Below are 15372 nucleotides of genomic sequence, written 5' to 3'. Positions count from 1 at the left end.
ATGAACATAATAAAATATTCAAATAGAGGAAGTAGAACAGTGAACCAGGATTATGTAATCCATCGTTCACTGTCTGCAGACTCTGCAATATTTGTATTAGCTGACGGTATGGGGGGCTACTCACATGGTGAGATAGCCTCTCAAACTGTGGCTGAAAGTATTGTGGAGTATGTGGAGAAGAATACCACCAATTATACGCCTGAGAATCTTTTGAGGGACTCAATTGTGTTTGCTAATGATGCCCTTATGATTAAACGGATGGAAATTAGTGGTAAAAGAATGGGAACTGTCATTGCGGTGCTATTGATTAAAGGTGCCTATGCATATATTACATGGCTTGGTGATAGTAGAGTGTATAAATTTAGCAAGAGCAAAATGGAATTCTGGACAATAGACCATTCTATTGTCCAGCAACTCTCAAACAAAATGGCCATTACTTCTTCTATTTATGAGAAGTATGCGGCGATTGTAACTCGTGCCATTATGGGTGATGAAATCAAGGAAGAGATTCCTATTGAAGTCCTATCTGTTGCGAAAGGAGATACGTTTCTTTTATGTTCTGATGGATTTTATAAGCAGCTCCCTGTTGAAGAATACGCAGCTTCATGTGACAAGATAAATCTGAAGTGTTTGGATGATATGGCTCCCGACATGGATGATAATTATTCATTCATAAAAGTAACGGTATAATGATATTAAGCAATATAGTAATTGGCGACCTCAAAGAAAAGTCTGGCTTGCTCTTTGATCAGGCAAAGGATTTTGATATGCTGGCCAAGTTGATATTGGACGTAACGCAGCGTTCCATCGGTGTAACTACTCTCAAACGATTAATGGGTTATATCGATGACGACCATCGTACCAACTCTTATACACTTAATACCATAGCCTTATACTTGGGTTTCTCGACATGGGATGATTACCTTTTGGCTCGTTCCGTAGATAGTATTTGGGGATTCCAGGATTCAGCAGTGTACGTCCAAGAATTAGATTTGGACTCCGAGGTGCTTGTAAAGTACATGGATCGAGCTGTCAGATTTAAAGTAGTCGAGCATGAAGAGAAAAAGGCATTGCTGGTAATTAAAGCTGCAAACAGCAGCCTTAACCCCAATGACATCCTCCATATTTATAAGATTGAGAAAGGTGAAAGACTGGAGGCTGAAAAAGTTTTTCGAGGTGACTTGATTGGCAATTATAAAACCAGTAGTAAATTGACAACCGTTGTGCTAATTTAATTGGCTTATGATACAAATAATCAATAAAGTTTCTTTTACGCTTCTAATGACTTAGTAGCTACATAAACTAAGGAATTTATTTTCATTTATCAGGGGGATTGGGATGGTGACTATCTTTTGGTCCCTTTTTTCAAGTCCATTCTTTATATCTATAAGCAGAAATACTGTCGGCAAATTGATTTTAAGTTTCATTAGCTGCTTTTTGTGGAGCATATTAATACTTCTGTAGCTTTAGATTTATATGTCCATTCAAATATGGCGCAGAAAAAGCTTAGCGAAAGTCCTTAAATCGTTGGGAAAGTAAAGCCATATTCTAATAACTCATTTTCATAATGTGGAATATCTGAGTAAAGGAGAAGGAATATCCCCTCCTTAACCCTAAACCAAGTATCAGACATTTAAATCCTTCATCGCCAATCCATAGTTCTCTTGTCCGAACAGGTCGTTATGGATAAGTTTCAGACCAAGTGTCTGATAGTACTTGTAGTCATCCCCTTCGCTACAGAGGTATTTGTAACCGTAGCGTGGCATATACTCCTTGAAGAAACGAGCCAAGTCTTTTAGGCTTTCGGCTTGGTTCTTTTTGAAGTTACTGCGCACAATGATGATGCTCCAGTCGGGGAAGTTGCCTCTTCCGCAGCTATACTCCCAGAAGCGGATGTAGCAGTCTAAATCACGCTCACGGATGTCCACACAAAGGCCATTGGCGTTTTGCATCACGCTACAACTGTTCTTGTAGCCGAATTTCTCACACAAGTAGAGATTGAAATCGAGAATTAAATCGTTTTGTACCATAAATGATTGAATTTAAAAAGTTAATAAATAGTGAATTATAAATGAAAACTTCGCTTGCGCTTAGCCTTTTTCTTTTTCATAAGGCGATTGAACTCTGCTTCTTCTGCGGCAGTAGCATCATAGGAAGAGCTGCCGTTTAACAGACCAAGACTGATGCTTGAATCAGTTTCAGAATGGGAAACGCTTTGCTGTACTTCTTCATCATTATGCGTGAACCCTTGTTTGGGGTATTCAAACGAGGACTCCCAAGCATTCTGTTCCAATCGGTTGTCGATATTCAAATAGCTGAACTCCCGGCTGACTTTTGAGCCGGAGAAAGAAAAACCGTTGTACTCAAACTTGACACCCTGTATTTCTCTTGTAGTCCGGCTGACTTTGAATTTCATATCAATGTCACGGTCGGCAAGGGCATCTTTCAAGTCAGTCCAATTTTGTACTTTGGGCAGTTCCTCTTTCAACGCTTTGTATATCTCATGCTTTGCCCGGTCGTATGGGCGCAAGCGTTCCTCTTTGATATGTTCTTTACCATTGGCAAAGTACAAACGGTATTTTGCCGTCAACATCTTACACGCCTTTTCATTTCTGCGGAAGTCGTTCTTGTCGCTAATCGTCTTACCGTCATTATCCACCCGATTGAAAACGATGTGACAATGTGGATGCTCACGGTCGATATGCCGGGCGATGATGTATTGTGTGTTTTCGATGCCCATCAGTTTCATATAGTCATGGGCAATTTGCAACATCAACGCATCATCAGACTTCAAGCGTTTGCCATCTTCAGGAGAGAAGTTGAGCGAGGTGTGTCCGACAATATTCTTTACCTTGTCATTGAGCAACGCCTGTAATTCAAATTGCTCTGCCATTTGTTCAGGTGTACCATCGACTCCGACAGCTTCCAGCAATTTGGATTTCTCCTCTTTGAGAACATAGCGGATACAACCACCGAATGATGTTCCTTTGGTCTGTTTACCTATCATCTTTTAGTTGCTTTATGAGTTGGTTAATACGCTGCGCCATCTCTTCACATCTTTTGGCAACGGCAAAGAATCCGTAGGTGTTTGCCTGCTTCGCCAACTGGTTAAGGTTGGTGCTTTCTCCTATCAACTGACGGATGATGTGGATATGCTCTTTTGTGATTCGCTCACGTACCGTTCCATTTTCAATGAGCGAACGAATGACTGCGTTTTGGGTATGCTTGCTCCGTCTGCAAAGCGCACCGAGCCATGCGAATTGGTCGTATGACAGGCGGAGTGTTATCGTATATTTCTTTTCCATTTTTGAATTGCTTTTAGTGAATAATTTGTGACCATCGGGAGCCGCCTCCTCAGACTTTTTGAGGAGCAAGTGGTCGGGAAATGTAATACACCGACATTAACTTGCTACAGTAAAAAAGTCTCAATTTCTCTCCATGTTTTCAAAGTCTGAATCCTCGTTTCTTGGGCGGTGAAACCTTCGGTTGTGGAGTGTCTTGTTGTACACTGATGAGCTTCAAATCGAATGTCTCGATCAGTGTTTTCAGGACAGGATTCTTTCTTATCATCTGTTGGAGGATAGCTTCATCAGGCTTCACTTTGAGCAGATAATCGGCTATGTCGTACCCCTCTTTTCGCTCGTTTTCAGTGGCGTTGGCTTCCAGGGAATCGAACATCTGTACCTCAATTCCGTAGCTTCTCATCAGACCGATTTTGCTCTGCCAATAGTCGGTCGCTCCCAAATCGGGGAATAATACAACGCTTCTTCCTGCCAGAACGGATAGGCTGTTGGCATTGAAGCAACCGTTCTTTCCACCCGATGCTATCCATCGGAATTGCGGCAGATAGTAGGAAGCAATGAGTGCCGTTTTCTCGCTTTCGACCAGTGCAACAAGACGGCTTTTGTTTTCAGGAAGCAGATGTTCACCGAAGAAACATTGCCTCAAATTGTAATCATCTTTGTGCAACACGGAGTGTACCCACGTGACATGATTATATGGTCCTTTTATCCGCTTACCCGTTTCGGGATTGTAAAGCATTATTTTGCCTGTATGGACTTTATTCTGATTGTCCGTTTGCTAGAATACAGTTGCACCGTCCCAAAACTTGGATGTACCGACCTTATATCTCTTCATGAGCTTTAATGTTTCCGTCTCTCCGAACTGAGCCGATAGAAATTGAAACAACTTGTTCGCTGGATAGCCATGCAATGATTGACTATATCCAAATCAATATAGGAAGTGGCTATTGGTTGCGCTTCCTTAATAGAGGCATAGTTCATGAAACTATTCTCCTTCTCTGCAAACTTGTTTTTCTCAGACGGGTTCTGCTCAAAGTAATCACGAGGTGTGAAGTGATAACCGCATTTCTGCTCGTGGTCACAACGCCCCACGTACTCTGGGAACTTGATTTGTTTCTCCGTATCAATGTACTTTGAAAAGCATCTTTGGCGGTGGCAGTTTGGGCAAGTATGCCGAGTACTGACACCTTTGTAGGGTTCTAATATGAATCTATGTGTACTCATTGTATGTCTCTTTTTGGGTGTGTCACTTTTGTCGTTGTTGTCGTTTTCGCTTGGAAAGTGTCAAAACCGACAAAAATGTCACGGATTAATCTTTGAATATTCTCCATGTTTCTCTTTGCGGAACAAAGTCCCGATGTTGTCATTGAGAAAGCGTTGAAATGTTCGTTCCTTCATTCCACTCTGCTCGGCTATCTGTATCGCTTGGGCAGTTGTAAAGGCTGGAGGAAGCAGATTGACTATCGCCTGTTGTTGGCTGTTGAGCGCATTTTCATTGAGAATATTTTGAACACTTAATGCAGATTCTTTGAAATACTCCGTCAGTTTAATGGCTTGTTCTACTGTCAACAGGTCGATACAGGTTTTATCATACTCTCCACAAGTCCATCGTGCCAATTGGATAATCAGACAGAAACGGGTGATGTATATCTCCAGCTTGCAATAGATACTCACAATGGTGTCGTTTGTTTCTCGGTCGCACAACTCAGAGAAATGGTGCTGCCATTCGTAAAGCCGTCTTTTGGCATCCTCAGTGAGGACAAGAATATGCGGTTCTATCTCTCCAAACTCATTGAGGGTATACTCTTGTTGTATCAGCTTGTCAATAATGGTATTCTAATCTTGCTCAATATTCTCCGGAAGCTCCTTGTCATTCCAACGTGCTTTCTGTTACAGATTGGGCATTACAAACAGAATGCGTTCAATAAATCCGTTACTGGAGCGTTCGCCCTTAGCCAGTTCACTGAGAATTTTCTTTTGGATAGTGCCGATAACCGATATATACGGTCGCTTGATGAAGATGGAACTCTTGGCATTCTTGCGGTCGGATATAGTGGTTTTGGCACTGAATACCGACAGCCAGAATTGTTCTTCCGAACCACTATTGTAACGGTTGAAGTTCTTGAACCAAGCGGATAATTTATCAGCCCACAAGCATAAGCCACGTTTGTTTTGCGCATGAATAAGGCTCAATCCTTCAGGTGTTACATCCGAAATCAAGAAGCGTTTACGAATTGGTTCTTGTGGAAACTGTTCCTCACCGCTATCCGTACGTTCTTTACAGCTCATGCTCATCAGTTCATCATATTTTGCAAGTGCTTTCTCAAACTCTTGATTCTGTTTGTAATCATAATCAAGAAACGGTTTCATGGCAAAGCTGAGCGGGTGGCTTTTGTTTGCTCCCGGTCTTCCAATCAATGCCATATACAGGATAGGGCTTTCTATCCAGCCTTGCTTGATTTGGGCAAGATGCGTGTTACCTATGCCAACTGCTATTGCCTAGACGGAAAATATATAATACTGACAGATAAGTCTTTTCTTCCTGATGAGTACAAACGTAAATGGAAAGTATCTGACGATGAAGTTAAGATATTGGTAACTGATAAAAAATTCTATTATGAAGGGACAACCACACGAAAACCTTTTTTGGTGCAAATATATTACGATAGATCAACATTCAGTGGTCAGACAAGTGCGACTTCTTTTGTAATAGAACCTGGGGATATCCAGATCCATATAACCGATTGGTATGAGGAAGGAAATGTATCGGGTACTCTTATCAATAAAGACTATAACACTTGTGTCATTGAACGGAGAAATCTGGTAAATAGAATTTTTAGAACTATCCGTTTAAAGGGGCAGACTTCGGAAGCTGAAGGAACTTATTCTTTTGGTTCAGCATTTGAGGATTTTGAAAAAGGTGAATTGGCTTTCTTTGAGAAATATGCCAAATATCCGGATGTTGTCCGAGTAATGTTATCTCGCTATTTGGAAGTTAAGGAATTAAATAAAGATTGGTGGATGCTAAATATTTACGTATTCTTGACTTAATGCCCAAAGCGGATCGAGATATTTTGATAGCGTGGCGAGAGTATACAATGAAGAAAGAGGAGTATTGGGCAAAGAGAAGAGCGTTGACCGATAGTCTTAATCGTAATGCTTCTCGTTTTATTGAAAGACAAATAAATAATAATTGAAAATCAAATCATGAAAACAAAAAGACTCATTTTAGCTTTGACTACATGGACTGTTGTTATAGTTATGTCACTTCATAGTTGTCAGACTGATAGTGGTTATGATAATGTTATTCAAGAAAATAATTTGACTGAAGCCGACCTTTTTGTTGCCTCGGAGGCGTATAAGAATTTAGAAAAAGAGATTAAAAAGAATTTGAGAAGAAGAAAAACGCAATTGATAAATTTTCTAAAGAAGAAAAAAACAGTATCAACAGCTTAGAAAAAAGTTATCTAAATCGGATACTCGTGCTGAAGCGCAGATTCAATTAAATATCTTACTCGGATATGATGAAGAAGCCAGTTACGATAGAATTGATTCTTTGGTTTGGAAAGTTTACAAAGGAACAAATTTTACCCGATTAGAATTAATAAGAGCTCGGCAAAAACGTCAAATGAATCAAATTACTATTAGTACACGAGATACTGATTCAGAACAACGTTGTATTGATGATTGCAATACGAATGCTACAAATGCAGATATGGAATGCCAACATACATATTATGCGGAAGTTCAAAATGCTGAAAATAGTATGTCTGATTGGGAGAAACTTATGTATCCGGAAAGGTTGGAATATTTGAAACAACTAGCTAGAAATAGTAGAGATGAATGTGTAAGGCAAGTCGATAAAGATAGAGAGGATTGCGTAAAAGACTGCTGTAAAAAAACAACGTGATAAAAATCAAGATTCCAAATAACATACAATTATGAAAGAAAAATTTTTTTCTCTTTTTGTGTTTGCATTCTTTGCTCAATTGCTTTTGGGGCAAGAGAAATTTACGATTCGGGGTGAATTCCCTGATAATACTCTAGATGGTAAATATGTGTTATTAATAGACAAATCGTCTCTTCTTGAAGAAAGGGAAGGACAAAAACAGGCATACGCCAACAGCATAAAAATAAAGGTGATTGGCAAGGAATTTTTTTACGAAGGAATTGTCACACGAAAGCCTTTTTTTTGCACAAATATCCTATGATGGTCCATCGTTCCATAAAGCGACTGATATTAATCTTTTTGTGGAACCGGGGAATATTTATATTCGTATGGTCGATTGGGATACTGACGCTAATGTATCGGGCACTTCCATCAATGAAGATTATAATACTTACATTCTTGAGCGAGAAGTTCAATGGGGTGCTGTATATTGGAATAGAGATCGGAGAAAAATGGCGGAAGATAGTACTAAAACAGAGAATAGTAAGTTATTAGATATATCAGTAACTGAACAACGTTCAGAAGGTCGGTTTACTTTTCTTAGAAAATATGCAAAATATCCGAATGTCATCCGAGTCATGTTGGCTCGTGATTTAAGGACAAAATATCCGATTAGAGAGTCTGAACTCTCTCAATATCTATGCATTATTGATTCAATGCCTCAAGCGGATCGAGATGTTTTTTTGTCATGGTGGGATTATATTATAAAAGAACGAGAATTTAAAAAGAAGACCAGAATAATATTAGATAGTTTGCTCGGTGATCCACCTCGTTTCATCGAGACTATTCCAAGTAGTTCATCATTGACTATAAAAAATGAGTAAAATCCTTGGTCTTAAAAAACGCATATACATTGGCCGTGTATACGCATTTGTATACGGTTGAAATTTGTATTTAAATTTATAAATATCGTCCTTTGTAACAACAAGAGCAATAAACTTTTATTCGTACTAATAGTATGGAAAAATACAGTTTCTTATCTTATGTGATATAGACAGAACTGAAAAATGCGCCAAATGATTATCTACTAATAATTGGGTGTCGCCTTGAAAAAGATATTCAATATTATTAATCTCTAAAAGTAGTTCTTATGAAAAAATTGAATTTAGGCTTTATTATGGTTGGATTAGTTTTTCTAATTAGTATTTCTGTGCTTAGTTGTCAGATAAATGATGCTGATGATTACTCTCAACAGGCAGAAGATATGACTGCTGCTGATCTTTTTATTGCTTCGGAAGCGCATCAGAATTTGGAAAAAGAAATCAGAAAGAACATGAGAAAAATGTTGAATGCCATTTCTAAATTTTCGAAAGAAGAAATGGAGCAATATCAGCAACTTAAAAAAGAATTACTTACTCTGGAAACTCGTTCTGAAGCGAAAATTCAATGGAATAAATTGCTTGGATACGATTATTACGCCAGTTTATATCAGCTTTCCAATTTAGTTAGAGAAGTTTACGAAGGGACAGATTTCGCCAGATTGGAATTAATGAGGGCCCGTCAAAAGCGTAAAATGCATCAAGTTGTTATAACTCGTACCACAGAAGATGATGAGGCAATTCAAAATTGTATTAAAGCCTATAGTGAAATGGCAGAGGCGAGAATAGAAGACTGTGTTAATCAATATGATCGAAATATAGCTGGAATACCCTGTAGATACTCCTCCGGAGAAAGTTTCAGAATTAGAAAAAGGTATGCAGTGATACTTGATGAATGCACAGAACCAATCTATGAGTATTTGGAAAACGGAATAGAGAACTGCAAACAAAGCAAAGGGAAATGTCCTATTTTGGGATATCATTAAATGTTGTGATATTAATATCTATATTTTAAATTGTAATTGATATGAAAACAAAAAGGAAAATCTTTATATTGCTTTGGGTAGTGTTAGTGGGAGTTCCCACTCTTTCTGCCCAAAGTAAGAGGGAACAAAGGGCGGAAGCTGTTAGCAATATTATCAGATCAAAGAACTATAAGATATATGTGGACACTTACATACCTCCATATAGAGATCCTATACAATTGGATTACTTAGATTTGATAGAAATTAAAAATGATTCAGTATTTTCTAACCTTCTTTATCTTGAGGCATCCGATATACCTTATAGTGATAGAGGAAATCAACTTATTTTTCAGGCTCCTATTAAAAAATATGCTGTGAATATAGATAAAAAAGGGAATGCCCATATCAAGTTTTCAACACGTACAGCAGTAGATTATTTCAATTTTAAAATTGAGGTGTATTCTAATGGAAGTGCGAAAATCAGTGTCACTATGCAACACAATCAAAGTGTCAGTTTCTTGGGAGAATTAAATATGTAAAGAGAAGGGATGAAGATTCGTTTTTTTATAGTAATTATTTTTTTTAATATTAGAGTTTATATTGAATAATTGATTAAAGCGTTCTTTGACTTATCTTTGTGGTCTAAACAGTTCAATTGATGTATTACGACAAGATTCGCCACCGCCATAGCCAGATACTTGCAGCAACAGGATTAACTCCTGTTGAATTTGACGCATTGCTGATAACCTTCAAGTACCATTGGGATGAGTATTATAGTCATTTTACTTTGGAAGGAAAAGTTCGTCAGCGTATATCTTACAATAGAAAGACCAGCGTTCTTCCTTTGATTCAGGACAAACTGTTCTTTATATTGGTATATCTGAAAACAAACCCTCTTCAGGAACTCCACGCCATTCAGTTTGAAATGACACAGCCCCAAGCAAACAAATGGATTCATCTTCTTTCCGAAATCCTACGACGTACATTAAAAACGTTGGGGGAATTGCCTGACCGAAATTCCAAACGTCTGCAACACATACTCAAAGAATGTGAAGATGTCCTGTTGGATGGAACGGAAAGACCCATTCAGCGTCCGGTTGATGAAGACCGACAATCAGCTTGCTATAGTGGTAAAAAAAACTCATAGCGTAAAGAATAACCTGCTTTGTACTAGTAATCTTAGGATTGTATGGTTGAGTGCCACGTATGAAGGTCATGTTCATGACAAGAAAATATGTGATACAGAACCGTTTTCCCTTCCTAAGGGAATCAGACTTTGGCAGGATACCGGTTTCATCGGACACAGACCAGCCGGTGTTGAAGTGTGTATGCCCAAAAAGAAACCTAAAGGAAGAGAACTTACTTCTGATGAAAAGCAAGAGAACAAGAGGATTTCCGGAATTAGGATTAAAGTTGAGCATGCTATCGGTGGTATGAAAAAATACCGTATTGTCAAAGAACGATTTAGATGCCATAAATTCGGTTTCGAAGATATGGTGATTCTTATTGCTTGTGGGTTACACAACTTTAGAATCAGTCACAAAATGAGATATATAACAATTTAATCTATATAATGTCTATTATGAGAGAAGTTATATTGATTTTTATTCTCGTATCTATAGCCCAGCTATTTTACGGACAAGAAAAATATACTATTCAGGGAGAATTACCTGATCATTCGTTGGATAATAGTTATTTGCGTTTAATCAATAGTTCTGCTCTTAGTCAAGAAAAAGAACGAATTAAACATTTATTTATTGATAGTATATTGGTGGTTGATGGGAAATTCCATTATGAAGGTGTACTTTTACAAAAGCCATTTTTGGCGTATCTTTATAGTGCAGGGACAAAAAGAGAGATGTTGAATTTGGGTATGTATTTTATAGTTGAGCCTGGTAATATCCATATCCGTATTGCTAATTGGGCAGATGAGGGTGTGGTATCAGGTACTCCTATTAATGAAGATTACAGTACCTATATGATTGGCACAAAGAGAAATATGGAAAATCAATTACTCTTTTTAGAAAAATATGCCCAATACCCGGATGTCGTACGATTACACTTATCTTTTTTATTGAACGGACGAAAAATGTCAAGGGAGCCTGATTTTCCAAAATATCTACAGATTCTCGACCGAATGCCCAAAACTGATCGGGATATTCTTTTGGCTTGGTTGGACTATACTATTAAAAAGGATGAATATGAAAAAAAGACCAAACCATTATTGGACAGTATACGTAACAATGCCCCTCGTTTTATCGAGACTATTCCAAGTAATTCACCATCAGCGACAATGAAAAATGAGTAAAATCCTTGGTCTTATTGTTATTCTGCTGATTTGCGTTTCTTGCAATCAAAAAAGGAAGGCAGAGGTATCTCTGTCTTCCTATACACACGATTTCGGAATAATTAGTTCTGATATAATTTGTCGTGATAGCATTACAATCACCAATGTAGGCAATGCCAGATTGGAGATAGGAGAGATCGAAACTGGATGTGGATGTACACAAGCATCGGTGGAGAAGTATGAATTAAATCCTGACGAATCGTGCTCGCTTCATTTTTCTTTCAATCCGAAAGGAAAGGGATTAGGACCGAAAGAAGAATTAATTATTATCAATGCAAACACAGACTCCCTCTTTTATATTCTGCAAGTTAAGGCAATTATTCAGTGATAATGTTTTTACGTTTTCTTTTTTACTTATCACCACCTTATACTTATCGGCTGATTGGTTTATGGATAGGTATTTTATGCCTAAAAATATAAGTTTCGTTGTCGGTATCATATTATGGGGAGGTATTTGCATAGGGAACTGGAAACGAAAAATTAGACTGTCTGTTGATTTTCTATTTCTGTCTTTTACTGTTTTTATGGGATATGTTTTCGTTTACAGTCTCTTTACATCGCAATATATACACAGTGTATACATCGTATCTGGATGGATTCTTTTTGTGTTGATGCGTAATAGAAAAAATCCTACAGAAACATTTAATAGCATTTTAGCTGTCGTTGGAGTTTTGTCAGCCTTGTATGGCTTGTTGCAATACACAGGGTATATAGAAACTCAATCTTATTTTCCTGTTACCGGTTCTTTTGATAATCCCGCCGGATTTGCTGCGAGCATCGTTCTCTGTTATCCTTTTCTTTTGTGTCATCCTTCTAACGGAAAAAGAAGAATGTTCAAGCTTATGGCGTGTCTTCTCCTCATTATAGTCGTTATCTTATCCGGTTCGAGAACAGGTGTACTTACTTTATGCGTAGTAACACTCCTTTTTTACGCTCTCCGCTATCGGAAGTTAATTCATAAAAGGCGCATCTTTCTTATCAGCGGAGGCGCTTTGTTTCTAATAAGTTTATTCATTGGACTGATTTATCTAAAACCAGCTTCCGCTTCCGGTCGTGTTCTGATTTGGAAAGTATCTGCCGGATTGTGTAAGGAACATATAATTCAGGGAAACGGACTTGGTTCTTTTAAGGCGGATTACATGCCGGAACAAGCCAAATATTTGTCTTCCTCCCATGCTGATGAAAGCGATAGAATATTGGCAGGAAACACGAATCATCCATTTAATGAGTATCTGTTGCTGCTGATTGAACAAGGACTCATAGGAATCGTTTTATTCTTATTGTCGTTGATTGCTGTTTTTCGAAGTAATGTGGCATTTGACACTCCAGCCATACTGACGCTTGTTTCTATTGCTATATTTTCCTGTTTTTCTTATCCATTCAAATATGCTTTTGTTTGGTTCATGATTATCTACTGCCTCGCTTCACTTAATCAACGGGAGGTTGCTCTACGAACAATACATTTCAATAAGCCATTTTTATTGATTATTCTTTTTATACTCTGTTTCTTTTTGATTAAGAATATCATTTTCGAACGTACATGGAAGCGAATTTCGTTGATTGCAGAAAAGAACACTGGTTTGCTGGATAATGAATTATCTATATTTACCAAGCTATACGATGAGTGGAATGGCAATCCCTATTTCTTGTACAATTATGCATCAGAATTGAAAAATGTGGAATTGTACAAACAAAGCGTCAACATATTCTTGCATTGCGAATCTTATATCAATACGTATGACCTGCAAATGCAATTGGCGGATAATTACTATCAAATGGAATGTTGGGAAGAAGCTGAAAGACGATATAAGCTGGCACAATGTATGTGTCCTAGCCGTTTTCTTCCATTACAAGGACTTTTGAGGGTCTATGTAAAATCTGATAACTGCATACTTGCCGAACGGATAGCTTTAGAAATAATAAATAAACGAATAAAGATACCATCTTACACTGTTACTATCATACAAGAAGAGGCTAGAAACTATTTGCGTAAAAAGAATATTTAATTATAAACTAACAATAAAACAAAATGAAAGCTACATTCATCTTTCTTTTTCTTGTTTTGCTTTTCAGTTGTCAAAGCTCTGAAGAAAAACAGTTGGAAAAGGTGCTGACACTGGCGGGCAATAATCGTCCGGAACTTGAAAAAGTGTTGGAGCATTATAAAGAAAACGAAGCTGACAGTTTGAAACTTAGAGCTGCCAAATTTTTGATAATGAATATGCCCGGACACCAGTCGTATATAGGGAAAGATATTGAAGAATATTATGTCGAAGCTGAAAAGATTATCTTCTCCGACAGAAAGATTGATGAACAGGTGAATGAATTAAATAACTTGTTGTTAGAGTTTCCATCAGATGATTTTGAGTTTAAGGAAGATTACTCTGTCATAAAAGCCGACTATCTGATACAGAGTATAGACGCGGCTTTTGACGATTGGCAACAAGGTCGTTGGGCAAGAGGCATTACATTCGATGAATTTTGTGAATATATGCTTCCTTATAAGTGCGTAGAGTTTCAGGCTTTTGATGATTGGCGCAATGTGTTGAAACCGATAGCTAATGACACATTAGGCGATTTTTCTTATAATGACATTTGGAATAAAACACCTTATCATGCGGCAGAAGCTATTAATATTAAACTACGTGATACTGTTATTGTCGATTTGAAAAAGCCTCTGAAGTGGCATGCGTTATATAAGGTTCCGTTTTGGTGCAATATTCCTTCCAATTCTTGTGAGACAAGGACAAACACAGCTTTAGCTATCATGCGCAGTAAGGGGTTTGCGGTTTCGTATGATTTCGTTTTGCAGTGGCCTACAAAAGCACATGCACATTCGTGGCTTAGTATTTTGATAGATCACGATCGCCGAATGGTATGTGAAGGAGGACATGAACCTTTTTTAGCTGCCTTACGACCGGGGGAGTGTAAAGGAAAAGTATATCGAAGAACATATTCTCCCAATTCGGCCTTAGTCCGGCTGAATAAAGAAGCTGGTAGTGTCCCGTCAACGTTGCGCAATGTGTTTATAAAAGACGTTACGGATGAATATGCAACGACCATTGATCCTGTTTTTCCTGTACTTTCCGGGAAAAGAGAACGCAAAGAAAGATATGCGTATCTGGCTGTATTCGACAATGCGAAATGGATTCCTATTTGCTTTTCGGAAATAAAAGATAGTAAGCAGATCGTCTTTGATAAAATAGAGAAGGGAGCTGTCTATCTGCCGGTATATTATATAAATGGAAGGGTTCGTCCATTCAATTATCCTGCTTTGTTGAATGAAAAAGGTGAACTGGAGTTCTTGAATCCCGATAACACATCGAAAAGAAGTATTAGTCTAAAACGGAAATATCCTTTAACGCGCAAAGCGTTCACCACAGCACTCCGTTTAAAATACAGCATGTTTCAAGCAGCACACAAGGAGGATTTCAGTGATGCTGTCACAGTACATACATTCAAAGAGTATAGCGTATCGGGTAGTATAAATGTGAGCGATACTACAAAGTATCGTTATTGGCGTTATATCTGTCCAAAGCCCTACCGCTGTAATATTGCAGAATTGATGTTCTTGGATAAAGACAATAAAAAACTGACAGGAACCATTATAGGTTCTGAAGAACGAAGCAAAAATCCTCATTATAGCCGTTTTGCTGCTTTTGATTTAGATCCGTTGACATTTTTCGCATCTAAAACTTTAAGAGATGGTTGGGTAGGATTGGATTTGGGCAAACCGGAATCTGTTGGAAGAATAGGCTATATGACACGTAATGATGACAATAATGTTCGTATTGGAGATACTTACGAGCTTTTTTATTGGGATATGGATTGGGTGTCGTTGGGCAAACAAATAGCTGACGATTTTAGTCTAACCTTTCACCATGTACCACAAAATGCTTTACTATTATTGAGAAATCTTACTAGGGGGACGGATGAACGAATTTTCTTATATAAAGATGCTAAGCAGCTATGGTATTAATTCATCGGCAAA

At 37.9% G+C, this 15372-nt stretch carries 18 protein-coding genes and 2 pseudogenes; 15 read left to right on the top strand and 5 right to left on the bottom strand.

Annotated elements, in window-relative coordinates; all coding sequences use genetic code 11:
• Positions 1-690: a PP2C family protein-serine/threonine phosphatase gene (locus tag BACFIN_RS13780; RefSeq protein WP_007750900.1), complete on the top strand. Its 690-nt coding sequence runs from the start codon at positions 1-3 to the stop codon at positions 688-690.
• Positions 690-1235 carry a hypothetical protein gene (locus BACFIN_RS23235; RefSeq protein ID WP_007750893.1) on the top strand — a complete coding sequence of 182 codons (546 nt, stop codon included), beginning with the start codon at positions 690-692 and terminating at the stop codon, positions 1233-1235. The genes BACFIN_RS13780 and BACFIN_RS23235 overlap by 1 nt, the downstream gene beginning before the upstream one ends.
• 390 nt (positions 1236-1625) lie before the next feature.
• On the opposite strand, the gene BACFIN_RS13790 is transcribed toward BACFIN_RS23235, so the two are convergent.
• From BACFIN_RS13790 to BACFIN_RS22595, 5 genes and pseudogenes are all read right to left on the bottom strand, one after another.
• Positions 1626-2030, bottom strand: coding sequence for a hypothetical protein (locus BACFIN_RS13790; protein WP_007750887.1), 405 nt, complete (start codon positions 2028-2030; stop codon positions 1626-1628).
• A 35-nt stretch (positions 2031-2065) separates the two neighbouring features.
• Positions 2066-3007, bottom strand: a complete 942-nt coding sequence (locus BACFIN_RS13795; protein ID WP_007750885.1) for a relaxase/mobilization nuclease domain-containing protein — start codon at positions 3005-3007, stop codon at positions 2066-2068.
• Positions 2997-3305, bottom strand: a complete 309-nt coding sequence (locus BACFIN_RS13800; RefSeq protein ID WP_032839424.1) for a MobC family plasmid mobilization relaxosome protein — start codon at positions 3303-3305, stop codon at positions 2997-2999. The genes BACFIN_RS13795 and BACFIN_RS13800 overlap by 11 nt, the downstream gene beginning before the upstream one ends.
• Positions 3306-3444: 139 nt before the next feature.
• Positions 3445-4526, bottom strand: a pseudogene (locus BACFIN_RS20640) (DUF6371 domain-containing protein).
• Positions 4527-4604: 78 nt separating this feature from the next.
• Positions 4605-5801: pseudogene (locus BACFIN_RS22595) on the bottom strand (DUF3987 domain-containing protein); the annotation flags it as partial.
• Here BACFIN_RS22595 and BACFIN_RS0219690 point away from each other — a divergent pair.
• From BACFIN_RS0219690 to BACFIN_RS13840, 13 genes are all read left to right on the top strand, one after another.
• Positions 5763-6353: a DUF4369 domain-containing protein gene (locus tag BACFIN_RS0219690; RefSeq protein ID WP_157037693.1), complete on the top strand. Its 591-nt coding sequence runs from the start codon at positions 5763-5765 to the stop codon at positions 6351-6353. The pseudogene BACFIN_RS22595 and the gene BACFIN_RS0219690 sit on opposite strands and share 39 nt — an antisense overlap.
• Before the next feature lie 156 nt (positions 6354-6509).
• A complete protein-coding gene (locus tag BACFIN_RS21235; protein WP_007750860.1) occupies positions 6510-6758 on the top strand; it encodes a hypothetical protein in 249 nt (82 codons plus the stop codon).
• A gap of 172 nt (positions 6759-6930) precedes the next feature.
• A complete protein-coding gene (locus BACFIN_RS21230) occupies positions 6931-7212 on the top strand; it encodes a hypothetical protein (RefSeq protein WP_007750852.1) in 282 nt (93 codons plus the stop codon).
• A gap of 31 nt (positions 7213-7243) precedes the next feature.
• Positions 7244-7513 (top strand): hypothetical protein, encoded by a 270-nt coding sequence (locus BACFIN_RS23230; RefSeq protein WP_007750849.1) that lies wholly within the window; start codon positions 7244-7246, stop codon positions 7511-7513.
• 67 nt (positions 7514-7580) lie between these two features.
• Entirely contained in the window at positions 7581-8075 is a 495-nt protein-coding gene (locus tag BACFIN_RS23225) for a hypothetical protein (RefSeq protein ID WP_007750847.1), read from the top strand.
• Positions 8076-8341: 266 nt separating this feature from the next.
• Positions 8342-9055 carry a hypothetical protein gene (locus BACFIN_RS13805; protein ID WP_007750846.1) on the top strand — a complete coding sequence of 238 codons (714 nt, stop codon included), beginning with the start codon at positions 8342-8344 and terminating at the stop codon, positions 9053-9055.
• A 41-nt stretch (positions 9056-9096) separates the two neighbouring features.
• Positions 9097-9573 carry a DUF4251 domain-containing protein gene (locus BACFIN_RS13810; protein WP_007750843.1) on the top strand — a complete coding sequence of 159 codons (477 nt, stop codon included), beginning with the start codon at positions 9097-9099 and terminating at the stop codon, positions 9571-9573.
• Positions 9574-9692: 119 nt separating this feature from the next.
• The gene (locus tag BACFIN_RS13815; RefSeq protein ID WP_007750840.1) at positions 9693-10181 is read left to right on the top strand and encodes a helix-turn-helix domain-containing protein; all 489 of its coding nucleotides are present in this window, start codon (positions 9693-9695) and stop codon (positions 10179-10181) included.
• The gene (locus BACFIN_RS13820) at positions 10135-10599 is read left to right on the top strand and encodes a transposase family protein (RefSeq protein ID WP_032839387.1); all 465 of its coding nucleotides are present in this window, start codon (positions 10135-10137) and stop codon (positions 10597-10599) included. The genes BACFIN_RS13815 and BACFIN_RS13820 overlap by 47 nt, the downstream gene beginning before the upstream one ends.
• Positions 10600-10616: 17 nt before the next feature.
• Positions 10617-11342, top strand: a complete 726-nt coding sequence (locus BACFIN_RS13825; protein WP_032839420.1) for a DUF4369 domain-containing protein — start codon at positions 10617-10619, stop codon at positions 11340-11342.
• Positions 11335-11709, top strand: a complete 375-nt coding sequence (locus BACFIN_RS13830) for a DUF1573 domain-containing protein (RefSeq protein ID WP_007750825.1) — start codon at positions 11335-11337, stop codon at positions 11707-11709. The genes BACFIN_RS13825 and BACFIN_RS13830 overlap by 8 nt, the downstream gene beginning before the upstream one ends.
• A gap of 502 nt (positions 11710-12211) precedes the next feature.
• Positions 12212-13387 (top strand): O-antigen ligase family protein, encoded by a 1176-nt coding sequence (locus tag BACFIN_RS13835; protein ID WP_232281644.1) that lies wholly within the window; start codon positions 12212-12214, stop codon positions 13385-13387.
• A gap of 23 nt (positions 13388-13410) precedes the next feature.
• Positions 13411-15360 (top strand): discoidin domain-containing protein, encoded by a 1950-nt coding sequence (locus tag BACFIN_RS13840; protein WP_007750819.1) that lies wholly within the window; start codon positions 13411-13413, stop codon positions 15358-15360.
• Positions 15361-15372 lie beyond the last annotated feature (12 nt).

Source organism: Bacteroides finegoldii DSM 17565 (genome assembly GCF_000156195.1).
Taxonomy (GTDB): domain Bacteria; phylum Bacteroidota; class Bacteroidia; order Bacteroidales; family Bacteroidaceae; genus Bacteroides; species Bacteroides finegoldii.
Note: the sequence above shows the minus strand (reverse complement) of the source record. Positions and strands in the feature narration are given on the sequence as shown.